The sequence below is a fragment of the Achromobacter sp. CSND-B12 genome, assembly GCF_052906545.1.
Map to the genome: position 1 here is coordinate 4,728,843 of NZ_JBREGJ010000001.1, position 23,187 is coordinate 4,752,029.

Annotated in this window: 25 protein-coding genes; 7 read left to right on the top strand and 18 right to left on the bottom strand. The window is 66.7% G+C overall.

Going from position 1 to position 23,187, the window contains the following annotated elements; genetic code table 11:
• Window positions 1–64: 64 nt before the first annotated feature.
• From ACUTAG_RS22315 to msrB, 4 genes are all read right to left on the bottom strand, one after another.
• A complete protein-coding gene (locus ACUTAG_RS22315; RefSeq protein WP_006389239.1) occupies window positions 65–841 on the bottom strand; it encodes a peptidylprolyl isomerase in 777 nt (258 codons plus the stop codon).
• A 17-nt stretch (window positions 842–858) separates the two neighbouring features.
• Entirely contained in the window at window positions 859–1,128 is a 270-nt protein-coding gene (locus ACUTAG_RS22320) for a BolA family protein (RefSeq protein WP_006389240.1), read from the bottom strand.
• 76 nt (window positions 1,129–1,204) lie between these two features.
• Window positions 1,205–1,771: a septation protein A gene (locus ACUTAG_RS22325; RefSeq protein WP_446650347.1), complete on the bottom strand. Its 567-nt coding sequence runs from the start codon at window positions 1,769–1,771 to the stop codon at window positions 1,205–1,207.
• The gene (gene msrB, locus ACUTAG_RS22330) at window positions 1,768–2,166 is read right to left on the bottom strand and encodes a peptide-methionine (R)-S-oxide reductase MsrB (RefSeq protein WP_006389242.1); all 399 of its coding nucleotides are present in this window, start codon (window positions 2,164–2,166) and stop codon (window positions 1,768–1,770) included. The genes ACUTAG_RS22325 and msrB overlap by 4 nt, the downstream gene beginning before the upstream one ends.
• A 52-nt stretch (window positions 2,167–2,218) precedes the next feature.
• On the opposite strand from msrB, the gene ACUTAG_RS22335 reads away from it, so the two are divergent.
• From ACUTAG_RS22335 to ACUTAG_RS22365, 7 genes are all read left to right on the top strand, one after another.
• A complete protein-coding gene (locus tag ACUTAG_RS22335; protein WP_446650348.1) occupies window positions 2,219–2,896 on the top strand; it encodes an energy-coupling factor ABC transporter ATP-binding protein in 678 nt (225 codons plus the stop codon).
• Window positions 2,893–3,489 carry an energy-coupling factor transporter transmembrane component T family protein gene (locus ACUTAG_RS22340; protein ID WP_026382593.1) on the top strand — a complete coding sequence of 199 codons (597 nt, stop codon included), beginning with the start codon at window positions 2,893–2,895 and terminating at the stop codon, window positions 3,487–3,489. The genes ACUTAG_RS22335 and ACUTAG_RS22340 overlap by 4 nt, the downstream gene beginning before the upstream one ends.
• Window positions 3,490–3,542: 53 nt before the next feature.
• The gene (locus tag ACUTAG_RS22345; RefSeq protein ID WP_054484618.1) at window positions 3,543–4,100 is read left to right on the top strand and encodes a biotin transporter BioY; all 558 of its coding nucleotides are present in this window, start codon (window positions 3,543–3,545) and stop codon (window positions 4,098–4,100) included.
• A gap of 247 nt (window positions 4,101–4,347) precedes the next feature.
• Window positions 4,348–5,511 carry an ABC transporter substrate-binding protein gene (locus ACUTAG_RS22350; RefSeq protein ID WP_006389246.1) on the top strand — a complete coding sequence of 388 codons (1,164 nt, stop codon included), beginning with the start codon at window positions 4,348–4,350 and terminating at the stop codon, window positions 5,509–5,511.
• A gap of 133 nt (window positions 5,512–5,644) precedes the next feature.
• The gene (locus ACUTAG_RS22355) at window positions 5,645–6,682 is read left to right on the top strand and encodes a branched-chain amino acid ABC transporter permease (protein WP_026382592.1); all 1,038 of its coding nucleotides are present in this window, start codon (window positions 5,645–5,647) and stop codon (window positions 6,680–6,682) included.
• Window positions 6,683–6,687: 5 nt separating this feature from the next.
• Window positions 6,688–8,526, top strand: a complete 1,839-nt coding sequence (locus ACUTAG_RS22360; RefSeq protein WP_054484619.1) for a branched-chain amino acid ABC transporter ATP-binding protein/permease — start codon at window positions 6,688–6,690, stop codon at window positions 8,524–8,526.
• The gene (locus tag ACUTAG_RS22365; RefSeq protein ID WP_006389249.1) at window positions 8,523–9,287 is read left to right on the top strand and encodes an ABC transporter ATP-binding protein; all 765 of its coding nucleotides are present in this window, start codon (window positions 8,523–8,525) and stop codon (window positions 9,285–9,287) included. Before ACUTAG_RS22360 ends, ACUTAG_RS22365 begins: the two co-directional genes overlap by 4 nt.
• Window positions 9,288–9,309: 22 nt before the next feature.
• Here the strand turns inward: ACUTAG_RS22365 and ACUTAG_RS22370 are convergent, their stop codons facing one another.
• The 14 genes from ACUTAG_RS22370 to fdxA all read right to left on the bottom strand — a co-directional run bounded on the left by ACUTAG_RS22370 (window position 9,310) and on the right by fdxA (window position 23,056).
• Window positions 9,310–9,717, bottom strand: a complete 408-nt coding sequence (locus ACUTAG_RS22370) for an ASCH domain-containing protein (protein ID WP_026382591.1) — start codon at window positions 9,715–9,717, stop codon at window positions 9,310–9,312.
• Window positions 9,714–11,864, bottom strand: coding sequence for a phosphocholine-specific phospholipase C (locus ACUTAG_RS22375; protein WP_238865131.1), 2,151 nt, complete (start codon window positions 11,862–11,864; stop codon window positions 9,714–9,716). The genes ACUTAG_RS22370 and ACUTAG_RS22375 overlap by 4 nt, the downstream gene beginning before the upstream one ends.
• 82 nt (window positions 11,865–11,946) lie before the next feature.
• Window positions 11,947–12,792 (bottom strand): branched-chain amino acid aminotransferase, encoded by an 846-nt coding sequence (locus ACUTAG_RS22380; protein WP_006389253.1) that lies wholly within the window; start codon window positions 12,790–12,792, stop codon window positions 11,947–11,949.
• Between the two features lie 77 nt (window positions 12,793–12,869).
• Window positions 12,870–13,880 carry an ABC transporter substrate-binding protein gene (locus ACUTAG_RS22385; RefSeq protein WP_148316419.1) on the bottom strand — a complete coding sequence of 337 codons (1,011 nt, stop codon included), beginning with the start codon at window positions 13,878–13,880 and terminating at the stop codon, window positions 12,870–12,872.
• Between the two features lie 112 nt (window positions 13,881–13,992).
• Window positions 13,993–14,976, bottom strand: coding sequence for a branched-chain amino acid ABC transporter permease (locus ACUTAG_RS22390; protein WP_006389255.1), 984 nt, complete (start codon window positions 14,974–14,976; stop codon window positions 13,993–13,995).
• Window positions 14,973–15,860 (bottom strand): branched-chain amino acid ABC transporter permease, encoded by an 888-nt coding sequence (locus tag ACUTAG_RS22395; protein WP_006389256.1) that lies wholly within the window; start codon window positions 15,858–15,860, stop codon window positions 14,973–14,975. Before ACUTAG_RS22395 ends, ACUTAG_RS22390 begins: the two co-directional genes overlap by 4 nt.
• A 98-nt stretch (window positions 15,861–15,958) precedes the next feature.
• Window positions 15,959–17,173 (bottom strand): ABC transporter substrate-binding protein, encoded by a 1,215-nt coding sequence (locus tag ACUTAG_RS22400; RefSeq protein ID WP_006389257.1) that lies wholly within the window; start codon window positions 17,171–17,173, stop codon window positions 15,959–15,961.
• Window positions 17,174–17,234: 61 nt separating this feature from the next.
• Window positions 17,235–17,945 carry an ABC transporter ATP-binding protein gene (locus ACUTAG_RS22405; protein ID WP_006389258.1) on the bottom strand — a complete coding sequence of 237 codons (711 nt, stop codon included), beginning with the start codon at window positions 17,943–17,945 and terminating at the stop codon, window positions 17,235–17,237.
• A complete protein-coding gene (locus ACUTAG_RS22410; protein ID WP_006389259.1) occupies window positions 17,942–18,715 on the bottom strand; it encodes an ABC transporter ATP-binding protein in 774 nt (257 codons plus the stop codon). The genes ACUTAG_RS22405 and ACUTAG_RS22410 overlap by 4 nt, the downstream gene beginning before the upstream one ends.
• 368 nt (window positions 18,716–19,083) lie before the next feature.
• Window positions 19,084–19,719: an endonuclease III gene (gene nth, locus ACUTAG_RS22415; protein WP_020924716.1), complete on the bottom strand. Its 636-nt coding sequence runs from the start codon at window positions 19,717–19,719 to the stop codon at window positions 19,084–19,086.
• Window positions 19,716–20,360: an electron transport complex subunit RsxB gene (gene rsxB / locus ACUTAG_RS22420; RefSeq protein ID WP_054484080.1), complete on the bottom strand. Its 645-nt coding sequence runs from the start codon at window positions 20,358–20,360 to the stop codon at window positions 19,716–19,718. The genes nth and rsxB overlap by 4 nt, the downstream gene beginning before the upstream one ends.
• Before the next feature lie 62 nt (window positions 20,361–20,422).
• A complete protein-coding gene (locus ACUTAG_RS22425; RefSeq protein WP_006389262.1) occupies window positions 20,423–21,649 on the bottom strand; it encodes a polyhydroxyalkanoate depolymerase in 1,227 nt (408 codons plus the stop codon).
• A gap of 236 nt (window positions 21,650–21,885) precedes the next feature.
• Window positions 21,886–22,686 (bottom strand): ferredoxin--NADP reductase, encoded by an 801-nt coding sequence (locus tag ACUTAG_RS22430; protein WP_054471966.1) that lies wholly within the window; start codon window positions 22,684–22,686, stop codon window positions 21,886–21,888.
• Between the two features lie 46 nt (window positions 22,687–22,732).
• Window positions 22,733–23,056, bottom strand: coding sequence for a ferredoxin FdxA (gene fdxA, locus ACUTAG_RS22435; protein WP_006389264.1), 324 nt, complete (start codon window positions 23,054–23,056; stop codon window positions 22,733–22,735).
• Between the last annotated feature and the right edge of the window lie 131 nt (window positions 23,057–23,187).

A 23,187-nucleotide genomic window follows, 5' to 3' on the forward strand; every position in this document is an offset into this window, starting at 1 on the left:
GTTCTGCGCGGACAAAAAAAACTGCCCGCGCAAGGCGGGCAGTTTCTGCGGAAAGACGCCAGGTTTACTGGATCTTGGCCTTCTCGCGCAGTTCCTTCTGGTAGTCGGCCAGGGTTTGCTGGCGCAGCATTTCTTCCAGTTGGGTGCGGACCTGGTCCAGCGGCGGGAATTCAACCGGACGGGTGTCGTCGACCATGATGATGTGCCAGCCGAACTGGGTCTGGACCGGCTTGTCGACCAGTTGCCCCTTCTTGAGCTGGGTCACGGCCTGCGCGAACGGCTGGACGTAGTTGGTGGGAGGCGCCCAACCCAGGTCGCCGCCCTTTTCGGCGCTGCCGGGGTCCTTCGAGTTCTTCTTGGCCAAGTCGTCGAACTTGCCCTTGTTGCTCTTCAACTGGGCCAGCAGGTCGTTGGCGGTCTTTTCGTCTTCGACAAGGATGTGACGGACCTTGTATTCCATCTTGCCGGCCTGTTCTTTCTTGATCTTCTCGTATTCAGCCGTGACCTTGGCGTCCGACACCGGGTGCTTGGCGAGGTAGTCGGCCATCAGGGCGCGGACCAGGATGCCTTGGCGGGCCAGTTCGATTTCGGTCTGGACGTCGGCCTGCTTGGCGATGCCGCCGGCTTCGGCGGCCTGCACGAAGACCTGGCGGTTGATCATTTCCTGCTTGACCTGTTCGCGCAGCTGGGGCGAATCGGTGGCGCCCTGGCTGACCAGCAGCTTGACGAATTGATCCAGGCTCTTCTGCGGAATGGCCTTGCCATTCACGGTGGCGACGTTCTGGGCGAAAGCGGGCACGGCGATGACGCAGGCGGCGGCCAGCATGACGATGCGTTTCATGAATATCCTTTTACTTTCTATTTGGGAGCCTGGGCGTCGAGCGCAAGCGCATGAATCGGATAGGGGATCAAATCTTGCAGATGATGATACACCAGCCTATGTCGCGCCACGGCGGAGAGCCCCGCAAAGCAAGACGCCACGATGTGGACGCGATAATGGCCGGCGCCGTTTTTACTGCCTTCGTGACCGGCATGTAAATGGGAATCGTCCTGGATGTCCAGGGAAACCGGTTCCAGGACGGCCAGGCGCTCCCGGATCAGGGTGATGCGGTCGGTGGTCTCTGACATGGCGTCAATCGTAAAAGTTCCGGCGCGCGGGGCGCGCCACGGGAGGGAGGAGGGCGCCAGGCCCGGTCGGGATGCGTCAGGCCTTGGGCGGGGGGGGGGCGCCGTCGTCGGCCTGGATGTGCTTGCCCAGCCAGATGGACTGGCCGATGACGAAGACGATCATCAGGCCCATCAGGCCGAAAGCCTTGAAGCTGACCCACTGGGATTCGGTGAAATGCCCCGAGAACGCCACGTAGAGGTTGATGGCGCCGGCGAACAGGAAGAAGCCGGCCCAGATCAGGTTGAGCTTGTCCCAGGCGGCGTCCGGCAGCTGGATCTGCTTTTCCATCAGGCGCCGGATCAGGTTGCGACCGAACAGCAGGCGGGCGAAGACCAGGGCGCCGCCGAACAGCCAGTACAGCACCGTCGGTTTCCATTTGATGAAGACGTCGCTGTGCAGCCAGATGGTGGCGCCGCCGAACACCAGGATCACGGTCAGGTTGATCCAGTGCATGGCTTCGGTGGCGCGGCCGGTGGCCTTGAGCCAGACGATCTGCAGCACCGCCGCCGCCATGGCCACTCCGGTCGCCACGAAGATGTCGGTGAACCGGTAGGCCAGGAAGAACAGGAACAGCGGAAAGAGGTCGAACAGGAACTTCTTCATTCTTCTATGGGTTCGAACGTCATCGACAGGGAGTTGATGCAGTAGCGCAGGCCGGTGGGCTCGGGGCCGTCGGGGAAGACGTGGCCCAGGTGCGCGTCACAGACGTTGCACAGGACCTCGGTGCGCACCATGCCGTGGGAGGTATCGCGTTCCTCGCGCACCAGTTCCGGGTCGAGCGCCTGGAAATAGCTGGGCCAGCCACAGCCGGCGTCGAACTTGGTGTCCGACGCGAACAGCGCGGTGCCACAGCCCACGCAGCGGTAGATGCCCGGGGTGAAGGTGTTCCAGTAACGCCCGGTGAATGCGCGTTCGGTACCCTTTTCACGGGTGACGACGTATTCTTCCGGGGACAGCTGGGCCCGCCATTCGGCGTCGGTTTTGCGTACTTTGTCCATATCAGCTCTTGGAGTCCCGATGCCCGAAATGGTTCGGGCATAATCCCGCCCCATGTTAATCGAGTTTGACCAGGCGATTGTATCGACGCCCCAGGCGGAAGTGCTGCGCGGGGTGAGCGCGGCGCTGGACGGGCGCCGGATCGGCATCGTCGGTCCGAACGGCGCCGGCAAGAGCACCCTGGCGCGTCTGGTCAACGGGCTGGTGCTGCCATCCTCGGGCAGCGTGCGGGTCGGCGGCCTGGATACCCGGCATGAATGGAAGGCAGTGCGGCGCCAGGTCGGCTTCGTGTTCCAGAACCCCGAGAACCAGATCGTCTTCCCGATCGTGCGCGAAGACCTGGCGTTCGGCCTGAAACAACTGGAACCCGATCGGGCGCAACGCGAGGCCCGCATCGAGGCGGAGCTGGCGGCCCTGGGCGTGGCGCATCTGGCGGATCGCACCAGCCACACCCTGTCCGGTGGCGAACGCCAGCTGGTGGCGCTGGCCGCGGTGCTGGTGATGCGGCCCGGGCTGGTGGTGTTCGACGAACCCACCACCCAGCTGGACCTGCGCAACCGCAACCGCGTGCGCGACGCCATCGCCGCCATGCCGCAGGACGCCATCGTGGTCAGCCACGACCTGGCGCTGCTGGAAGATTTCGAGCGGGTGCTGGTGATCCAGGATGGCGTCATCGCCGCCGACGACACGCCGGCCGCCGCGCTGCGCTGGTACCGGGACCGCTGCGCGTGATCGAGCCCCTATATATTCCCGGCGACTCGCCGCTGCACCGGCTGCCCGCCGGCCTGAAGCTGCTGGCGTTGGCCGCGGCCGGCGCCGGATTGTTCCTGCTGCGCGATCCCGCCATCCTTGCGGGAGCCTGCGCGGTCGCCGGCCTGCTGCTGTGGCGCGCTGGCGCCACGCCAGCCGGCGTCTGGCGCCAGGTGCGCGGCCTGGTCTGGGTGCTGCTGGCCGTCGGCGTCTTCACGGCCTGGTTCCAGGGCTGGCGCGAGGCGCTGGCAGTACTCTTGCGGATCGCCGCGATGGTCGGGCTGGCGCTGGCGGTGACGCTGTCGACCCGCAGTTCCGACCTGATCGCCGTATGCGAGCGGGTGTTGATGCCGTTGCAGCGCATCGGCCTGCTGGACGCGGGCAAGGTGTCGCTGGCGCTGGCGCTGGCCCTGCGCTTCGTGCCGGAGATCTGGCGCAATTTTCACGAGATTCGCGAAGCCCAGGCGGCGCGCGGACTGGGCGCCAATCCGGTGGCGCTGATCGTGCCGCTGGTGGTGCTCACGCTGAAGCGGGCGCAGGAAGTGGCCGAGGCCATCGACGCGCGCAGCCTGTGAAATTCCAACTCCATCCCTGATTCCCTGTCCCACTAGATAGAAAGGGCATTGCCATGAAATCCAACAACACTGTGCTGGTGGCGCTGTTCGCCGCGCTGATCGTGGTGCTGAGCCTGATTCCGCCGATCCCGCTGCCGGGCATACCGGTGCCGATCACGCTGCAGACGCTGGGCGCCATGCTGGCCGGCGCCATGCTGGGGCCGGGCCGCGGCGCGCTGGCTTGCCTGTTGTACCTGGCGCTGGCGGCCATCGGCCTGCCGGTGCTGCCGGGCGGGCGCGGGGGCCTGGGCGCGTTCTTCGGGCCGACGGGTGGTTTCCTGGTGGGGCTGGTGGCTGGCGCTTTCGTCATCGGCTGGTTGACGCGGCGCCTGGCGGGGCGGGCGGCGGGGTTCGGCGGCCAACTGGCCGGCTGCGCCATCGCCTGCGTGGTCGGCGGCATCGCGGTGGTCTATGCCTTCGGCGTGCCGTGGCTGGCCACGGTCACCAAGATGGGGCTGGCCAAGGCGGCGACGGCGGTGGTGGTGTTCGTGCCCGGCGACCTGATCAAGGCCGCGCTGGCGGCGTGGGTGGCGACGCGGGTCGAGCGGGTCTGGCCGATGCGTGGCCGGTGAGCGCGGCGCAGCGATCATGGCCCCAGGGAATCCCCCAACTGACGCCCGTTTGGCTTTCAAGTACAAGTTCGCCATTAACGAATGCGTTTGCTGAAACATGGTTTCCGTAGCACATCAGGGATTTACCGTAGTTGCGCGAAGTCATTTGATACTGTTTTAACCCTATAATATTTTTTTCTGTATAACTTTAACTAGGCTCGCTTCCGCCTCGACCGGGGCATAACAGAGCCACCACAGGAGACAAAACATGCGCAAGCACTTCGGCTTGTCCGCGGCCGCCGCCGCCGTTGCCCTGACCCTGCCGCTGCTGGCCAGCGCGCAGGTCAAGGTGGGCGTTACGGTGTCCAGCACCGGTCCCGCCGCGTCGCTCGGCATCCCCGAGCGCAATACGGTTGCGCTGCTGCCCAAGGAAGTGGCCGGCCAGAAGATCGAATGGATCGTCCTGGACGATGCCACCGACACGACGCAAGCCGTCAAGAACTCGCGCAAGCTGGCGTCCGACGACAAGGTCGACGTGCTGATCGGCACGTCGGTCACGCCGGGCTCGCTGGCCATGGTGGACGTGGCCGCCGAAGCCAAGGTGCCGATGATCAGCGTGGCCGCCAGCGCCAAGATCGTCGAACCCGTGGACGACAAGCGCCGCTGGGTCTTCAAGACCCCGCAGAACGACGCCCTGATGGCCGGCGCGCTGGCCGACGCCATGTCCAAGTCCAAGGTCAAGACGCTGGGCTTCATCGGCTTTGCCGACGCCTATGGCGACGGCTGGCTGGACGTGATGCAGAAGGCCGCCAAGGCCAAGGGCATCGAGATCGTCTCCATCGAAAAATACAGCCGCACCGACACCAGCGTGACGGGCCAGGTGCTCAAGCTGATCGGCGCCAAGCCCGACGCCATCCTGATCGCCGGCGCCGGCACCCCGTCCGCGCTGCCGCAAAAGGAACTGAAGGCGCGCAACTACGGCGGCACCATCTACCAGACCCACGGCGCCGCCAACAACGACGTGCTGCGCGTCTGCGGCAAGGACTGCGACGGCATGTACCTGCCCGCCGGCCCGCTGCTGGTCGCGGCCCAGCTGCCCGACAGCAACCCGGTCAAGAAGTCGGCGCTGGCCTACGTCGAGACCTACGAGAAGGCAAACGGCGCCGGTTCGACCAACACCTTCGGCGGCCACATGTGGGATGCCGGCCAACTGGTCGTTGCCGCGCTGCCCGCGGCCCTGAAGACCGGCGCCAAGCCCGGCACGCCGGAATTCCGCGCCGCCATGCGCGACGCCCTGGAAAACGTCAAGGACCTGGCCGCGTCGCAAGGCGTGTTCAACATGTCGCCGACCGACCACGCCGGTTTCGATGAGCGTTCGCGCGTCATCGTCAAGGTCGAAGGCGGCAAGTGGGTCTACCAGCCCGGCCTGTAATTCCCCCGGATTGCCCGATCCACGGGCGCCTTCACCGGCGCCCGAGCAATGCTTCGCACCGGCCTCTCCGGCCGGTGTGTCGTATCAGTGTTCCGGTCGGGGTCGGAACACCAAGAATCAATAAGGTTGTTAGATGGATTCCTCAATTGCGCTGATTCTGCTGCAAGACGGTATCGTCAACGGCGCCATCTATGCCCTGTTGGGCATGGCGCTGGTGCTGGTATTCGCCGTTACGCGCGTCATTTTCATTCCCCAGGGCGAGTTCGTGGCGTTCGGCGCCCTGACGCTCGCGATGCTGGTGGACGGCAAGGTGCCCGGCACCGCCTATCTCCTGCCGCTGCTGGGCGTGGTATGCCTGGCGCTTGAACTGCTGCGCGCGCTGCGGACCCGCAGCGCGGCAGGCCTGCCCAAGGCCGTGTTGACCTGTCTCGTCGTGCCGCTCGCGTTGCTGTGGCTGACGACCACCTATACCGCCGCCGGCAATTCGCTGTGGCTCAACATGCTGTTGACGCTGCTGCTGGTGATCCCGATGGGCCCGATGGTCTATCGCATCGTCTACCAGCCGCTGGCCGAGGCCACCGTGCTGGTGCTGCTGATCGTGTCGGTCGCGGTGCACTTCGCGTTGACCGGCTTGGCCCTGGTGTTCTTCGGCGCCGAAGGCTGGCGCACGCCCGCGTTCGTGAGCGGCCAGGTCGACCTGGGCTTCACCACCTGGTCGGCGCAGAGCCTGTTCGTGGTCGCGACCTGCGCGTTGCTGATCATCGCGCTGTGGCTGTTCTTCGGCAAGACGCTGTACGGCCGCGCGCTGCGCGCCACCGCCGTCAACCGCCGCGGGGCGCGCCTGGTGGGCATCAGCACCACCATGTCGGGCAGCCTGACCTTCACGCTGGCCACCGCCATCGGCGCCATGTCCGGCATGCTGATCGCGCCCATCACCACGGTCTATTACGACACGGGCTTCCTGATCGGCCTGAAGGGCTTCGTTGGCGCCATCATCGGCGGCCTGGCCAGCTACCCCGTGGCGGCCGCCGGCTCGCTGCTGGTGGGCGTGCTGGAATCGTTCTCGTCCTTCTGGGCCAGCGCCTACAAGGAAGTGATCGTCTTCACCTTGATTATCCCGGTTCTGGTCTGGCGTTCGTTCAGCACCCATCACGTGGACGAAGAGGAGTAAACGCCATGAACCGCATTCTGCTTGCCGTCTTCATCGTCGTCCTGGCGGGGCTGCCGCTCTTGCCTGTCACGCCCGAGTTCTGGGTGACGCAATTGAACTACATCGGGCTGGCCAGCCTGGTGGTGCTGGGGCTGGTGCTGCTGACCGGCGTCGGCGGCCTGACCTCGTTCGGCCAGGCCGCGTTCGTCGGCCTGGGCGCGTACACCACCGCCTACCTGACCACGCAATACGATGTGTCGCCGTGGCTGGCGCTGCCCGCTGGCCTGATCCTGACCGCCGTGGTGGCGTACCTGCTGGGCGCGATCACGCTGCGCCTGTCGGGCCACTACCTGCCGCTGGGCACCATCGCCTGGGGCCTGTCGCTGTACTTCCTGTTCGGCAACCTCGACTGGCTGGGCAAGCATGACGGCATCGCCGGCATCGAGCCCATCAGCATCTTCGGCATGTCGCTGGCCAGCGGCCGCCACATCTACTACCTGATCTGGGCGTTCGTGCTGCTGGCGCTGTGGGCCACCCGCAACCTGCTGAACTCGCGTCCGGGCCGCGCCATCCGCGCGCTCAAGAGCGGCGCCGGCATGGCCGAGTCGATGGGCGTGAACACGGCCGCCTACAAGGTCGTGATCTTCGTCTGGGCGGCGCTGCTGGCCTGCGTCTCGGGCTGGCTCTACGCGCACATGCAGCGCGCCGTCAGCCCCAGCCCGTTCGGCATCAACTACGGCATCGAGTACCTGTTCATGGCTGTGGTCGGCGGCGCCGGCTACGTCTGGGGCGCGCTGCTCGGTTCCAGCGTCATCCTGGTGCTCAAGGATCAGCTGCAGAACCTGCTGCCCAAGCTGCTGGACACCAACGCCAACTTCGAGATGATCGTCTTCGGCGTGCTGCTGATCCTGATGCTGCAATACGCCCGCAACGGCCTCTGGCCGATCCTGGCGGGCTGGTGGGGCAGCCTCACCGGCGCCGACGGCTCGCGCCGCAACCTGGCGCCGCCCAAGCCGGCGCCGGCGCTGCCGCTGCGCGCGCGGCCGCAGGCCGGGCAGGTGGTGCTGGAAGTGGATGCCATCCGCAAGGAATTCGGCGGCCTGGTCGCCGTCAACGACATCAGCTTCAAGGTCCGCTCCGGCGAGATCATGGGCCTGATCGGCCCCAATGGCGCCGGCAAGAGCACCACCTTCAACCTGATCAGCGGCGTGCTGCCGGTGACGCGCGGCAAGGTCACCTTCATGGGCGAGCGCATCGACAGCCGTTCGGCGCGCGAGATCGCCAAGCTGGGCGTGGGCCGCACCTTCCAGCACGTGCAGCTGCTGCCGGGCATGACGGTGCTGGAAAACGTCGCGCTGGGCGCGCACCTGCGTTCCGACGTGGGCGTGTGGGCGGGCGCCCTGCACACCGACCGCGCGCGCGAAGCGCAACTGCTGCATGAGGCCGCCGAGCAGATCAAGCGCGTCGGCCTGGGCGAATACCTGTACGAACAAGCGGGCAACCTGGCGCTGGGCCAGCAACGCATCCTGGAAATCGCGCGGGCCCTGGCCAGCGATCCGGTGCTGCTGTTGCTGGACGAGCCGGCCGCCGGCCTGCGCTACAAGGAAAAGCAGGACCTGGCGCGCGTGCTGGAACAGCTGCGCGCCGAGGGCATGAGCATTCTGCTGGTGGAACACGACATGGATTTTGTGATGCGCCTGACCAACCACCTGGTGGTGATGGATTTCGGCACCAAGCTGGCCGAAGGCGTGCCGGCCGAGGTGCAACAGAACCCGGCGGTGCTGGAAGCCTACCTGGGCGGCATCGACGATGACCTGCCCGAAGCCGACCAGGCCAAGCCGGTGTCCGCGGGAGGCGTGCAATGACGACGTCCAAGCCCGTTCTCGAAGTCAGCAATCTGTCGGCCCGCTATGGCAAGGTCGGCGCGCTGGCCGGCGCCACGCTGACGGTTCCGGCCGGCAGCATCGTCACGGTGATCGGCGCCAACGGCGCCGGCAAGTCGACCATGCTGAACGCCATGATGGGATCGCTGCCGCAGACCGGCCACGCGGCCGGCTCCGTGCAGTACGCGGGCACCGATGTGTCGAGCTGGCCGGTCGAGCGCCGCGTCGCCGCCGGCATGTCGCTGGTGCCCGAGCGGCGCGAGCTGTTCGGCAGCATGTCGGTCGAAGACAACCTGCTGCTGGGCGGTTTCCGCCGCTACCGCGCCCGCGAAAGCGGCTGGCGTGACACGCTCAACGAAGTCTTCGACCTGTTCCCGCGCCTGCGCGAACGCCGCGCCCAGCAGGCCGGCACGCTCTCGGGCGGCGAACGCCAGATGCTGGCGGTCGGCCGCGCGCTGATGGCCAAGCCGGCGCTGCTGATGCTGGACGAACCCAGCCTGGGCCTGGCGCCGCGCATCGTGCGCGAGATCTTCCACATCATCGCGCGCCTGCGCGAGACCGGCGTGGCGATCCTGCTGGTGGAACAGAATGCGCGCGCGGCGCTGCAGGTGGCCGACTACGGCTACGTGCTCGAGACCGGCGAAGTCATCCTGCACGGTCCGGCGCGCGAGCTGGCTGGCGATCCCAAGGTGATCGAGAGCTATCTCGGCCTGGGCAAGGGCGCGGAGCAGGCCGAAGCCTGATCCACGCCGCGAGGCGGGCGCTTCAGTCCGCCTCGCGCTTGAACACTTCGACCACGCGGAAGCGCTCGCACACCAGCAGCATGTCCGGCGCGTAGCCGCCATTGCGGTCGAAGTAATTGATGTGTCCGGATCGCCAGGTGTCGTAGGGCCCTTCGCCCTCGGCCAGGGCGAAGGCCTCGTCCACCTCGTCGAAACGCTGGATCACGATGCTGATCGTCTCGATGGCGCAGGCCGGACGGCCGCGGCCGTCCAGCACCACGTCGCGCCGGCCCGGCTCGGGCACCGGCTCCTTCTCGTTGAAGTCGCGCAGCGCGCCGCAGGTGGCGGTCTTGGCGCCCGACAACACCAACGCCAGCAGTTCGTCGGCCAGTTCGGGCGAGTCGCCGAATTGGAAGGTCACGGCGTCCTGGTAGGGGGCGGGCGGTTTCATGCGGGTGGCGCCCATTGCAGGATCAATTCTTCGCCCATCGCGGGGTCGGAGATGGAAGGGGCGCCGGTCTCGACGCGTCCGGCGAAGCGGCGGATGAAGCCGGGCGCGTCGTCGGCGCGCACGCTGAAGTCGTACCAGCCGCCGCTGGCGGCCAGGTTCCAGGCCAGGGTGGCGCCGACGCCGGGCGCCAGCGCCGGTTCGTGGTGGCCGGCATGCCCATAGGCGTTGGCCTCGACCTGGAAACCGCGCGCCAGCCCGCCGGGGTTGTGGATCTTCAGCCGCAGCGTCGGGCCGGCGGCATCGCAGGCGGCTTCGACCGCCAGGGGCGCGGGATCGGCGCGCAGCCGGCCGGCAAGGTGGCGGTGAAAGCCGTTCGGGCCCAGTATCCACAGATCGTAGCGGCCGTCGTCGCCCGTCACCTGCCAGCCATCCTCCAGGTGCTTGCCGGCTTCGACGGTGTAGCGGCGTGGGCCGTCTTCCAGCCGCTGGCGGTCGTAGACGTGCAGCACGGCGCCGGCACTGCCGGTATTGTCGAAACGCAGCATGATGCGTTCATCCGCCACGCGGGCCCGCGCCGACAAGGCATATGGCAGCGGCCGCGACGGCCGCGTGCCGGCCGCCTGCCGCGCCAGGGCCGGCCGTTCGGGCGCGGGCGGGGTGATGGTGCCCGGCAGCGCGGCGGCCCGCGCCGCGCGCGTGGCGGTGGCCGGCAGGCCGCGCGTCAGGTTGGCGCCATCGGGCGTGGCGAAATCGAAGATCGACGTCAGGTCGCCGCAGACGGCGCGGCGCCACGGCGATATGTTGGGCTCGGCGACGCCGAAGCGGCGCTCGACGAAGCGCAGCACCGAGGTGTGGTCGAACACTTCGGAGTTGACCCAGCCGCCCTTGGTCCAGGGCGACAGCACGTACATCGGCACGCGCGGCCCCAGGCCGTAGACGCCGTGCAGGTGGGCGGCCGTATCGTCCTTTTCGGCGCCGGTGACGATCTCGTGGTATTCGCCGGCGGTGTCCACGGTGGACGCGCCCGCCAGCCGGCCGTCCGGGCCGCGCGAGGGCGGGGCGGGCGGCGGCATGTGGTCGAAGAAGCCGTCGTTCTCGTCGAACATCAGCAACAGGACGGTCTTGCTCCAGACCTCGGGATTGGCGGTCAGCGCGTCCAGCACCTTTGCCGTGTAGTCCGCGCCCTGCGCCGGGCTGGAGGGGCTGGGATGCTCGGAGCCGGCCTTGGTGGCGCAGATCCACGACACCTGCGGCAAGGTGCCATCGAGCACGTCCTGGCGCAGCTGGTCCAGGCCGCGGGTGGTCAACGCCTTGTCCTTGAGCGCGGCCAGCGAGCCCGGCACGCCGTGGTAAGCGTCGCGGTAGGCCTTGAAGCCCGCGGTCGGGTTGAGCGAGTAGTTGTCCGCCATGTCCTGGTAGATGCGCCAGCGGATGCCGGCGCGCTCCAGGCGTTCGGGATAGGTGGTCCAGGTGTAGGCGCCGGCTGGATCGCCGCCGCCCAGCTTGTTGTAGGTGTTGCCCAGCGCCGGCCCGTGGCCGCGCCCCAGGCCGTCGTTGGTGCCGCTCCAGAGGAACAGCCGATTCGTATTGGTGCCGCCGGTGAACGAGCAGTGGTAGGCGTCGCACACGGTGAAGGCGCGCGCCATGGCGTACTGGAACGGCATGTCGGCCTCGGTGTAGTACGCCATCGAATGGTTCTTCTTGGCGGCCGGCCATTGGCCCATGCGGCCGGCGTCCCAGGCGTCCTGGGCGTTGGACCAGGTGTGCGGCGTGCTGGCCACGCGCATGGCCTCGTAGGCCGCGCCGGTGTCGAGCCGGAACGGCAGCACGCTGCGGGGCGCGCCGGCATCGGGACGGCCGTTGTACTGCGCCCAGACCGTGCGGCGTTCGAAGTCGGGACTGGCGGGCACCGGGATGGGAAAGCGGTCGCCGAACCCGCGCACCCCGGCGAGGCCGCCGAAGTAATGGTCGAACGAACGGTTTTCCTGCATGAAGATGACGATGTGCTCGACGTCCTCGATCGTGCCCTTGCTGCGGTTGGCGGGAATCGCCAGCGCGCGGCGGATGGAGGCGGGCAGCAGCGCCAGGGCGCTGCCGGCGCCGGCGATCGCGGCGCCGCCGCGCAGGAATTCGCGTCGGGATTGCATGCGGGGGGTGTCCTTGCGGGGTGTCCTTGTCATGCGGCGCCGTCCCGGACGGGGCGGCGCGTTCCGTGGCGCCGCGGGGCGCCTACTGCTTGCGGGTGCTTTCGGCGTAGTCCATGTACAGCTTGTGGGCGCGGCGCGCCAGCGGGCCGTATTCCAGCTTGCGGTCTTCGACGCGGTTCACGTGCACCACCTTGCCGTAGTTGCCGGACGAGAACACTTCGTCGGCGGCCTCGATGTCGGCGCGCGTCAGGCTGCGTTCCTGGACTTCCACGCCGTCGGCCTTGAGCAGCGCCAGCACGCGGCGACGCGTGATGCCGTTCAGGAAGGTGCCGTTGTCCACCGGGGTCGAAACCACGCCGTCCTTGGCGATCCACAGGTTGCTGGAAGCGAACTCGGCGACGTTGCCGGCGCCGTCCAGCATGATGGCGTTGTCGAAGCCCTTGTCCATCGCCTCGCGGATGGCGCGCTGGCCATTGGGGTAAAGGCACGAGGCCTTGGCGTCGGTCGGCGCCATGTTGGGCCAGGAACGCGCGAAGCTGGAGAAGCAGGCGGCAAAGCCCTGGTCGCCCGGCATCGGCACCTTGAACACGTGCAGCACGAACAGTGTCTTGTCGGCATCCGGCAGCAGGAAGCCGTCGGCGCAGAAGAACATCGGCTTGATGTAGAGCTCGCTGCCTTCGGGGAACTTGGCCACCGCCTGCAGGCACAGCGCCTGGATTTCCTGCCAGCTGATCTGCGGCTTCATCAGCATCTTTTCGGCCGAGCGCACCACGCGCTGGCAATGCAGGTCCAGGTCGGGCGTCAGGCCGCGGAACGCGCGCGCGCCGTCGAAGACCATGCTGGCCATCCAGAAGGCGTGGTCGGCGGGGCCGAGCAGTTTGGGGTTTTCGGTGGTCCAGTGACCGTTGTGCCAGAACAGGGCGTCCATGATGGGGTTCCTTCGGGGGTATCGGGTGGGCGCGTCAGCGGCGCCGAAACGTCAGGATACATGAGGCGCGGACCGCCTCACTCCTTGTCGAGCGCCGCCTGCACCCGTTCGGCCGCATCGGCCGGCATCCACTGCCGCCAGACCGGGCCATACTGCTTGAGGAAATAGCGCGCCGCCTCTTCGGGCTCCTTGCCTTCGTTCTCCAGCCAACCGAGCGTGGCGTCGATGGCGTCGCTGGGAATGGTCAGCTTGGCCAGGAACGCGGCCAGCTGCGGCGCCTCCTTGGCGAAGGCGCTGTTGACGCCGGTGACCACGGGGTTGGGTTTGAATTCGGTGGCCACGGGCTTGACGCACTTGGGATCGGTCAGGCAGGTATAGGCAGTCTGGTCGAAGGGCGGCAGTTCCAGCTTGACCAGGTCGAGCGCGCCGACCAGCGCGGTGGGCGTCCAGTAGTAGAAGACGATGTCGCGCTTGCGCTTGTAGGCCGACAGGATGGCGGCTTTCTGCGCGGCGCCGGAACCGGGCGCGAACAGGCTGTAGTCGCGGTCCAGGCCGAGCGCGCGCAACAGGTTGTCGTTCAGCGTGCCACAGGCCCAGCCGGCGGGGCAGCCGTAGATGCGGCCGCGACCCGGGTCTTCCGGGTCGGCGAAGACCTGCTTGAAGCGCGCCAGGTCCGCCGCCGATTTCAAGTCGGGATGGCGCTGCACGGTGTAGCGCGGCACGTACCAGCCTTCGCCGGCGTCGTAGACGTGCCCCAGGCCCTGCACCCGGCCGCTGGCCAGCGCCTTTTTCCAGGCCACCTCGATCTGCCCCGGCCACACCTCGGGCGTGACGTCGACGTCGCCGCGCTGCAGGGCGGCCAGCATCGGCAGCGTCTCGCCGATCTCGACGCTGGTCTTGCAGCCGTAGCCGTGTTCCATCACGTAGCGTTCGATGCCGGCCAGCACCAGGTTGGATTCCCAGTTCAGGCCGCTGAAGCGGACCGGGCGGTCGACTTCGCAGACCGGCTTGGCGGCGTGGGCCGCGGCGGGTGCGAGCAGGGCGGCGGACAGGGCCAGGACGCCGGCGAGCAAAGGCTTCATGCGCATGATGGAGCACCTTTCTGATTGCGTGCCGTTCATTGTAAAGGCGCCATGCAATCGGGGCCGCGTGCAGCGGCCCCGAAGGTCAGGCAGGCGATGCGGCCGGCGGCCGCGCGGATCAGGCGCGCGCGGCGCGCCGCTTCTCGATCAGCGCCCCGATCTCGCCGACGATGCCGCGGCGGAAGGCCAGCACGCAGATCACGAAGATCAGGCCGATCACGATGGTGACCGATTCGCCCAGGCGCAGGAACCAGTCCACGCCGGTCAGGCTGGCCATCATCTGGCCGAAGTCGCCGACCTTGTTTTCCAGCAGCACCACGATGAACGCGCCGAGAATCGGTCCGGTCAGCGTGCCGAGCCCGCCGATCAGCGTCATCAGGATCACCAGGCCCGACATCTGCCAGGTCGCGTCCGACAAGGTCGCGGACACGAACACCAGCGTCTTGGTGGCGCCCGCCAGGCCGGCGATGGCGGCCGACAGCACGAAGGCCAGCAGCTTGAAGCGATCGACGTCGTAGCCCAGCGAGATCGCGCGCGGCTCGTTCTCGCGCAGCGCCTGCAGCACCTGGCCGAACGGCGAATGCACCGTGCGCCAGATGATGAAGTAGCCGATGATGAACACGCCCATCACCAGGTAGTACAGGTTCAGGTCCTTGGACAGGTCGATGATGCCCAGCAGCGTGCCGCGCGGCACGCTCTGCAGGCCGTCCTCGCCGCCGGTGAACTTGGCCTGCAGGAAGAAGAAGAACACCATCTGCGCCAGCGCCAGCGTGATCATGGCGAAGTAGATGCCGCTGCGGCGGATCGCCAGCGCGCCCATCGCCAGGCCCAGCAGCGCGGCCACGGCAACGCCGAACAGCAGGCCGATCTCGGTCGGCACGCCCCATACCTTGAGCGCATGGCCGGCCGCGTAGGCGGCGCTGCCCAGGAAGGCGGCGTGGCCGAACGACAGCAGGCCGGTAAAGCCCAGCAGCAGGTTGAAGGCGCAGGCGAACAGGGCGTAGCACATGATCTTCATGGCGAAGATCGGATACACCCCGACGAAGGGAAGAATGGCCACCACGACGGCCAGGACCGCATAGCCCAGGAATTGACGATTCATTTCTCTTTTCCGAACAGCCCGGCCGGGCGGAGCAACAGGACAATGGCCATGATGATGAAGACGACCGTGCTGGACGCCTCGGGCCAGAACACCTTGGTCAGGCCTTCGATCACGCCCAGGCCCAGGCCGGTGACGATGGCGCCCATAATGGACCCCATGCCGCCGATCACGACCACCGCGAACACCACGATGATGAGGTTGGACCCCATCAGCGGGGAGATCTGCAGCACCGGCGCCGCCAGCACGCCGGCGAAGCCGGCCAGCGCCACGCCGAAGCCGTAGGTCAGCGTGATCATGCGGGGCACGTTGACGCCGAAGGCCTCGACCAGGCGCGGGTTCTCGGTGCCGGCGCGCAGCAGGGCGCCAAGCCGCGTGCGTTCGATCACGAACCAGGTCGCCAGGCACACAACCACCGATGCCGCCACCACCCAGCCGCGGTAGTTCGGCAGCACCATGAAGCCCAGGTTGGTGGCGCCGCGCAGGGCGTCGGGCGTGGGGTAGGGCTGGCCCGACACGCCGTAGAAGCTGCGGAACAGGCCTTCGATCAGCAGCGTCAAACCGAAGGTCAGCAGCAGCCCGTAGAGGTGGTCGAGCTTGTACAGGTGCTTGAGCAACAGCTTTTCGATGATGATGCCGAACAACCCGACCACCAGCGGCGCCAGGATCAGCATGACCCAGTAATTCAACCCCAGGTACGACAGCCCCATCCAGGCCAGGAAGGCGCCCAGCATGTAGAGCGCGCCGTGCGCGAAGTTGATGACGTTCAGCAGTCCGAAGATAACCGCCAGGCCGAGCGACAGCATGGCGTAGAACGAACCGTTGACCAGTCCCAGCAGCAACTGGCCGAACAAGGCCTGTATGGGGATGCCGAAAATATCAGTCATCTTGTAAAAATCCTGCGCGTACGAAGGGAAGCGGGCAAATTCAGGATGCGACCCGGCCGCGCGGGCCAGGTCGCATCAATGGGTCGCATCGACGGGAATTACTTCTTGACCAGCTTGCAGGTCGACTCGGACAGCTTGGTGTAGACCTCGTCACCCGGCAGCGTGGCCACGACCTTGTAGTAGTCCCACGGGCCCTTGGATTCGGCCGGCGTCTTCACCTGCATCAGGTACATGTCGTGGATCATGCGGCCGTCTTCGCGCACATAGCCACCCTGGGTGAAGAAGTCGTTGATCTTGTTCGACTTCATCCACTTCATGAGGGTGTCGGCATCGTCGGTGCCGGTGGCCTTCACGCCGTTCAGGTAGAACGTGACGGACGAGTAATCGCCCGCCTGCAGCATGGACGGCTTGCGGCCGACCTTGGCTTCGAACTTCTTGGACCAGGCGCGCGAGGCGTCGGATTGATCCCAGTACCAGCCGTCGGTCAGGTACATGCCCTTGGTGGCTTCCAGGCCCAGCGAGTGCACGTCGTTGATGAACACCAGCAGGCCGGCCATCTTCATGGTCTTGGTGACGCCGAATTCGTTGGCGGCCTTGATGGTGTTGATGGTGTCGCCACCGGCATTGGCCATGCCCAGGATCTGCGCCTTGGACGACTGCGCCTGCAGCAGGAACGACGAGAAGTCGGAGGCGCCCAGCGGAGCGCGCACCTGGCCCTTGATCTCGCCGCCGGCGGCCTTGACCACGGCCATGGTGTCGCGTTCGAGGGCGTGGCCGAAGGCGTAGTCGGCGGTCAGGAAGAACCAGCTCTTGCCGCCATCCTTCACCACCGCCGAACCGGTGCCGCGCGCCAGCGCGACCGTGTCATAGGCGTAGTGCACGGTGTACGGCGAACATTGGGCATTGGTCAGGTCCGAAGCGCCCGCGCCGATGGCGATGAAGGGTTTCTTCTTCTCGGCGGCCACGGCCGCCATGGCCAGGCTGGTGGCCGAGTTGGTGCCGGCGATGATGACGTCGACCTTCTGCTGGTCGAACCATTCGCGCGCGCGGGCCGAGGCCACGTCGGCCTTGTTCTGGTGGTCCGCCGACAGCACCTCGATCTTCTTGCCGTTGACGTTGCCGCCGAAGTCCTCGATCGCCATGCGGACCGCTTCCAGGCCCGCCTTGCCATCGATGTCGGAATACACGCCGGACATGTCGGTGATGAAGCCGATGCGGATGACATCGTCGGAGATGCCTTGTGCCTGGGCGGTCGCCCCGGCGAATCCCAGGCCCGCCATGGCCAGTGCAGCAGTGATGGTGTGCAGCTTCATGGGATGACTCCTCTTCCCTTTGGTGTATGGGATGCCGGGAACCCGGCGGATGACAGGTTATTCAGACGCCCAGCAATTCGTTGAGCGTGTCCTGTTTTTCTGAAAGTTCGGCGGCTTCGAAATGCTCGACGATCTGGCCATGCTCCATGACGTAGAAGCGATCGGCCAGCGGCGCCGCGAAGCGGAAATTCTGTTCCACCATGACGATGGTGTAGCCACGCTGCTTGAGCGCGGTGATCATGCGGGCCAGCGCCTGCACGATGACCGGCGCCAGGCCTTCGGAGATCTCGTCCAGCAGCAGCAGGTTGGCGCCGGTGCGCAGGATGCGCGCCACCGCCAGCATCTGTTGTTCACCGCCCGACAGGCGCGTGCCGGGCGAATGCCGGCGTTCCTGCAGGTTGGGGAACATGTCGTAGATTTCGGCCAGCGACATGCCGCCGCCGAGCGAGCCCACCACGGGCGGCAGCAGCAGGTTCTCCTCGCACGACAGGCTGGCGAAGATGCCGCGTTCCTCGGGGCAATAGCCCACGCCCAGATGGGCGATCTTGTAGGTCGGCAGGTCGATGGCCTCGGTGCCGTGGATGCGCACGGAACCCTTGCGGGAACCGGTCAGGCCCAGGATGGCCCGCAGCGTGGTGGTACGGCCGGCGCCGTTGCGGCCCAGCAGCGTGACGACCTCGCCTTGCCCCACGCGCATATCCACGCCGTGCAGGATATGCGATTCCCCGTACCAGGCCTGCAGGCCCGAGATTTCCAGTGCCGGGGTACTCATGCGTGCGCTCCTTGGAGTTCGCCGTCGGTGGTGCCCATGTAGGCCTGCATCACGGCGGGATGGCGGGACACTTCGGCGTAGTTGCCCTCGGCCAGCACCGCGCCGCGCGCCAGCACGGTGATGGTGTTGGCGATCGAGGACACCACGTTCATGTTGTGTTCCACCATCAGGATGGTGCGGCCGGCGCTGACGCGCTTGATCAGCTGCGTGACGCGGTCCACGTCTTCGTGGCCCATGCCCTGCGTGGGTTCGTCCAGCAGCATCAGCTCCGGTTCCATCGCCAGCGTGGTGGCGATCTCGAGCGCGCGCTTGCGGCCGTACGGTAGGTTCACCGTGGTCTCGTTGGCGAAGGCGCCGAGGTCGACCTGGTCGAGCAGGGCGCGGGCCGGCTCGTCCAGCGCGGCCAGGCGCCTGGTGCTCTGCCAGAAATGGAACGACAGCCCGGTCTTGCGCTGCAGGCCGATGCGCACGTTCTCGAGCACGGTCAGGTGCGGGAACACCGCCGAAATCTGGAACGAGCGGATCACCCCGCGCCGCGCGATCTGCGCCGGGCGCTCACCGGTGATGTCGATGCCATTGAACTTGATGGTTCCCGAGGTGGGAGAGAGAAACTTGGTCAGCAGGTTGAAGCATGTGGTCTTGCCCGCGCCGTTCGGCCCGATCAAGGCATGAATCTCGCCTCGCTTGATACGCAAATCGACCCCATTGACCGCGACAAAACCGCGGAATTCCTTGGTGAGGCCTTTTGTCTCCAGGATCGTGTCGTCCATGTCCGCTGCACCGGCGTTGTATTTATTTGGACCCTGCCCGGCGTTATTCGCAGGGCCCCCCGCGGGGTAAGGAAAATCATGGCGATGCCACGGTTTTCTATAAGAGTTGCCGGCGAGTATGCGCACCTCCGAATCAAAATTCCATGAGGGTTTGTCATAGGTTTTGCGGTGCGGAAAGGTGAATTGTCGGATAGCGGACAATTCGCATGGCTACTGGGCGAAAACCCTATATCCTCATGCAATGCGTTGCAGCAAATCCGTATTGACCGTCATCAATCCGTCATCGTTGCAATCATCGGGAAAAACCCGGATTTGCCCATGCGCGAACGAACTTTCCGCGCGAATCCGCCGCGCGGGCGGCGCGGATCTCAGGCGGGAGTTTTGGCTTTGAATTCACAGAGATCCGAAATGCCGCATTGCGGGCATTTCGGCTTGCGCGCCACGCACACATAACGGCCGTGCAGGATCAGCCAGTGATGCGCGTCCTGCAGATACTCGCGCGGCACGAATTTCTCCAGCTTCAACTCGACTTCCAGCACGTTCTTGCCGGGCGCCAGGCCGGTGCGGTTCGAGACCCGGAAAATGTGCGTGTCGACCGCCATGGTGGGCTGGCCGAAGGCCGTGTTCAGCACCACGTTGGCGGTCTTGCGACCGACGCCGGGCAGCGCTTCCAGCGCTTCACGGGTCTGCGGCACTTCGCCGCCATGCTGTTCGATCAGGATGCGGCAGGTGGCGATGGCGTTCTTGGCCTTGGTGCGGTACAGGCCGATGGTCTTGATGTAATCGGACAGGCCTTCCTCGCCCAGCGCCAGCAGCGCCTGCGGGGTGCCGTAACGCGGGAAGAACTTGCGCGTGGCGATGTTCACCGACTTATCGGTGGCCTGCGCCGACAGCAGCACGGCGATCAGCAGCTGGAAGGGCGTGTCGTATTCGAGTTCGGTGGTGGGCTGCGGATTGGCGGCTTGCAGGCGGGCGAAGATCTCTCGGCGTTTGGCGGCGTTCATGGGCGCGGGGCGTTGCGGCGGGCGCGGGCACGGGCCAGCGCGGATTCAATGGCGGCGCGCTTGCGGTCTTCGCCTTGCGCGTCATCGGAAGGGGCGGCGGGCGCCGGCGCGGCGGCGGCGGGCTCGGGCGCCATCAGGCGGGCGTTGTCGGCCGCCAGCCGCTCCATGCGCGCCTGGTGGTGGCGATGGCGCTGGCGGCCGGCGGCGGCGTCAGCGGCGCTCCAGGCGCGGCCGGCGGGGACCATCTCGATGCAATCCACCGGACACGGCGCCACGCACAGGTCGCATCCGGTGCACCAGTCGGGCAGCACGGTGTGCATGTGCTTGTTGGCGCCGACGATGGCGTCGACCGGACAGGCCTGGATGCACAGCGTACAGCCGATGCAGTGCGCCTCGTCGATGCGGGCCACCAGCAGCGGACCGGGCTCGCCGCGGCTGGCGTCCAGCGGCAGGGCGGGGGTCTCCAGCAGCGCCGCCAGGGCGGCGATGCCTTCGTCGCCGCCCGGCGGGCAGCGGTTGATCGGAGCGGCCCCGGCGGCGATGGCCTCGGCGTACGGCAGGCAGCCGTCGTAGCCGCACTTGGTGCATTGCGTCTGGGGCAGCAGGGCGTCGATGCGATCGGCGAGTGAGCGACAGGACATGGCGGACAACGGGAAAAGCAAAGGGGCCCGCGAGGGCCCCCGTGGACGGACGGTGAAAGGCCTCAGGCCGATTGCCGGATGAATTCCGCGATTTTAGGACAGATCATTTCGCGCCAGCGGCGGCCGGAGAAAATCCCGTAGTGGCCGCAGTTGGGGGCGGTGTAGTGCATCTTGCGGTCGGCCGGGATGTTCTTGCACAGCTTGATGGCGGCGCGCGTCTGGCCCTGGCCGGAGATGTCGTCCAGCTCGCCCTCGATGGTGAACAGCGCCACCTTCTTGATGTCGGCCGGGCGCACCAGCTGGCCGTCGACTTCCCAGGTGCCGTTGGGCAGCGCGAATTCCTGGAACACCATGCGGATGGTGTCCAGGTAGAACTCGGCCGGCATGTCCAGCACGGCGTTGTATTCGTCGTAGAAGCGGCGGTGGGCCTCGGCGTCGCTGTCGTCGCCGCGCAGCAGGTCCAGGTAGAAGTCGTAGTGCGACTTCATGTGGCGGTCGGGATTCATGGCCATGAACCCGGCATGCTGCAGGAAGCCTGGGTAGACCTTGCGGCCCGACCCCGGGTAGCGCGGCGGCACCGGGTGGATGACCTGGTTCTCGAACCACGAATAGGGCTTGGTGGTGGCCAGGCGGTTCACCTGCGTGGGCGACTGGCGCGGATCGATCGGACCGCCCATCATGACCATGCTGCGTGGTTGGCAGGGATCGTTGGCCGAGGCCATCAGCGACACGGCGGCCAGCACCGGCACGGTGGGCTGGCAGACGGAAATCACGTGCACGTCCGGCCCCAGGTGGCGGATGAAGTCCTGCACGTAGCGCACGTAATCGTTCAGGTGGAACGGGCCGGCCGACAGCGGCACCATGCGCGCGTCGATCCAGTCGGTGACGTAGACGTCGTGCCCAGGCAGCAGGGCGCGCACGGTATCGCGCAGCAGCGTGGCATGGTGGCCGGACAGCGGCGCCACCAGCAGCACCTTGGGATCGTCCTGCGGCGCCTGCCGCACGTCGCGGTGGAAGTGCACCAGGCGGCAGAAGGGCTTGTCCAGCACGACCGCTTCGGTGACCCGCACCGGCTTGCCGTTGATTTCCGTGGCGGGCAGGTTCCAGGCGGGTTTCTGGTATTCCTTGCCGATGCGCGTCATCAGCTCGTATCCCGCGGCCATCTGGCGCGAGATCGGGGTGTAGGCGAGGGGGCTGTAAGGGCTGGAGAACAGCTGGGAACCGGCATCCGTGAATGCAGCGAACGGAGTCAGGAAGGCGCGCTGCATTTCGTGCAATTGGTACAGCATTTGGGGAAGTCCTTCTGGGTCGTGCGTGTGCCCCGATTATTGCGCCGGGGAGTAACGGTATTTCCAATTTGTCTGACGAAAGCGCCCGAAAACCGGATTTTGTGTTGCAAAAATGCGACCCGTCATCCCTTGCGCACCAGTTTAGGGCGCAATCGTGTTGCATCGGAGGGTAAAACGGCGGATTTTCGCCCTAGGCCGGACGGGCCAGGAGGGGCCGATCCGGACCGGGCGAAGACTCACCAGTAGTTTTCCACCGCGAGGTTGCCGGGGATGCCGCGGCGGCCCGGCTTGAAGCCGCGTTCGCCCAGCAGCTTGCGGGCGTCGGCCAGCATGTCCGGATTGCCGCAGAGCATGATCTTTGCTTGCTCCGGGTCCAGCGGCAGGCCGGCCAGGCGTTCCAGTCCGCCGTCGGCGATCAGGGCGGTCAGGCGCGCCTGCGGCATGCCGGGCAGCGTCTCGCGGGTGGCGATCGGCAGGTAAGTCAGCTTGTCCGGCTCGGCCGCGAACAGCTCCGCCAGGGACGGGTCATTGCGCCAGCCTTCGATTTCCTCGCGGTAGGCCAGCTCCGCCGCGGTGCGCACGCCGTGCACCAGGACGATGCGGCGGTAGGCACGCCACACGGCCGGGTCGCGCAGGATCGACAGGTAGGCCGACAGGCCGGTGCCGGAGGCCAGCAGCCAGAGGTCGCCGCCGGGGGCGAAGCGCTCCAGCGTCAGGAAGCCGTAGGGCGCTTTCTCGACATACAGCGCGTCGCCGGGCTGTAGCCGCGCCATGCGCGGGCTGAACAGGCCCTCGGGCACCACGATGGAATAGAACTCCAGCCAGGGCTGGTGTGGCGCCGAGACCATCGAATAGGCGCGCCACAGCGTCGGCAGGCCATCGGGGTCGTCCGCGCCCGGCAGACCGACGCGGGCGAACTGGCCCGGCTGGAAGGTATACGCGTCGTCGCGCGTGACGCGCACCGAGAACAGTTTGTCGGGCACCCAGGTATGGACGTGGGTGACGGTCTGGCGCGTGTATTTGGAATCGTCGGTCATCGGCGCATCGCGCGGCGCGGGCCGCTGGCGGCCGCGCGCTCGCGGATCATTTTTCCAGGTATTGCAGCTTGTCCTGCTTGCCGTTCCATTCGTCGGCGTCGGGCAGCGGCTTCTTGGCTCGGCTGATGCTGGCGAACTCGGGCGAGAGTTCGGCGTTCAGGGCGATGAAGTTGAGCTGGTCCTGCGGCACGTCTTCCTCGGCGTAGATGGCGTTGGCCGGGCATTCGGGGATGCACACGGCGCAGTCGATGCATTCGTCGGGGTCGATCACCAGGAAGTTCGGACCCTCACGAAAACAGTCCACCGGGCATACGTCGACGCAATCGGTGTACTTGCACTTGATACAGTTTTCGGTGACTACGTGGGTCATTCTCAGGAGCTCCGGGCTGGCGGCATTTGTGTCTTGTTGCGCCAATTTTACCCAATGCGGGGCCGATACGCCGCCAATACCCTGTTGACATCGTGGCGCAATGGGGGTTCGGCCGGGCCCGCTATGCTATG

Coding starts and splice junctions, on each gene's coding strand:
- ACUTAG_RS22315 (WP_006389239.1), bottom strand. CDS start 841: ATGAAACGCATCGTCATGCTGGCCGCCGCCTGCGTCATCGCCGTGCCC.
- ACUTAG_RS22320 (WP_006389240.1), bottom strand. CDS start 1,128: ATGTCAGAGACCACCGACCGCATCACCCTGATCCGGGAGCGCCTGGCC.
- ACUTAG_RS22325 (WP_446650347.1), bottom strand. CDS start 1,771: ATGAAGAAGTTCCTGTTCGACCTCTTTCCGCTGTTCCTGTTCTTCCTG.
- msrB (WP_006389242.1), bottom strand. CDS start 2,166: ATGGACAAAGTACGCAAAACCGACGCCGAATGGCGGGCCCAGCTGTCC.
- ACUTAG_RS22335 (WP_446650348.1), top strand. CDS start 2,219: ATGTTAATCGAGTTTGACCAGGCGATTGTATCGACGCCCCAGGCGGAA.
- ACUTAG_RS22345 (WP_054484618.1), top strand. CDS start 3,543: ATGAAATCCAACAACACTGTGCTGGTGGCGCTGTTCGCCGCGCTGATC.
- ACUTAG_RS22350 (WP_006389246.1), top strand. CDS start 4,348: ATGCGCAAGCACTTCGGCTTGTCCGCGGCCGCCGCCGCCGTTGCCCTG.
- ACUTAG_RS22355 (WP_026382592.1), top strand. CDS start 5,645: ATGGATTCCTCAATTGCGCTGATTCTGCTGCAAGACGGTATCGTCAAC.
- ACUTAG_RS22360 (WP_054484619.1), top strand. CDS start 6,688: ATGAACCGCATTCTGCTTGCCGTCTTCATCGTCGTCCTGGCGGGGCTG.
- ACUTAG_RS22365 (WP_006389249.1), top strand. CDS start 8,523: ATGACGACGTCCAAGCCCGTTCTCGAAGTCAGCAATCTGTCGGCCCGC.
- ACUTAG_RS22370 (WP_026382591.1), bottom strand. CDS start 9,717: ATGAAACCGCCCGCCCCCTACCAGGACGCCGTGACCTTCCAATTCGGC.
- ACUTAG_RS22375 (WP_238865131.1), bottom strand. CDS start 11,864: ATGCAATCCCGACGCGAATTCCTGCGCGGCGGCGCCGCGATCGCCGGC.
- ACUTAG_RS22380 (WP_006389253.1), bottom strand. CDS start 12,792: ATGGACGCCCTGTTCTGGCACAACGGTCACTGGACCACCGAAAACCCC.
- ACUTAG_RS22385 (WP_148316419.1), bottom strand. CDS start 13,880: ATGCGCATGAAGCCTTTGCTCGCCGGCGTCCTGGCCCTGTCCGCCGCC.
- ACUTAG_RS22390 (WP_006389255.1), bottom strand. CDS start 14,976: ATGAATCGTCAATTCCTGGGCTATGCGGTCCTGGCCGTCGTGGTGGCC.
- ACUTAG_RS22395 (WP_006389256.1), bottom strand. CDS start 15,860: ATGACTGATATTTTCGGCATCCCCATACAGGCCTTGTTCGGCCAGTTG.
- ACUTAG_RS22400 (WP_006389257.1), bottom strand. CDS start 17,173: ATGAAGCTGCACACCATCACTGCTGCACTGGCCATGGCGGGCCTGGGA.
- ACUTAG_RS22405 (WP_006389258.1), bottom strand. CDS start 17,945: ATGAGTACCCCGGCACTGGAAATCTCGGGCCTGCAGGCCTGGTACGGG.
- ACUTAG_RS22410 (WP_006389259.1), bottom strand. CDS start 18,715: ATGGACGACACGATCCTGGAGACAAAAGGCCTCACCAAGGAATTCCGC.
- nth (WP_020924716.1), bottom strand. CDS start 19,719: ATGAACGCCGCCAAACGCCGAGAGATCTTCGCCCGCCTGCAAGCCGCC.
- rsxB (WP_054484080.1), bottom strand. CDS start 20,360: ATGTCCTGTCGCTCACTCGCCGATCGCATCGACGCCCTGCTGCCCCAG.
- ACUTAG_RS22425 (WP_006389262.1), bottom strand. CDS start 21,649: ATGCTGTACCAATTGCACGAAATGCAGCGCGCCTTCCTGACTCCGTTC.
- ACUTAG_RS22430 (WP_054471966.1), bottom strand. CDS start 22,686: ATGACCGACGATTCCAAATACACGCGCCAGACCGTCACCCACGTCCAT.
- fdxA (WP_006389264.1), bottom strand. CDS start 23,056: ATGACCCACGTAGTCACCGAAAACTGTATCAAGTGCAAGTACACCGAT.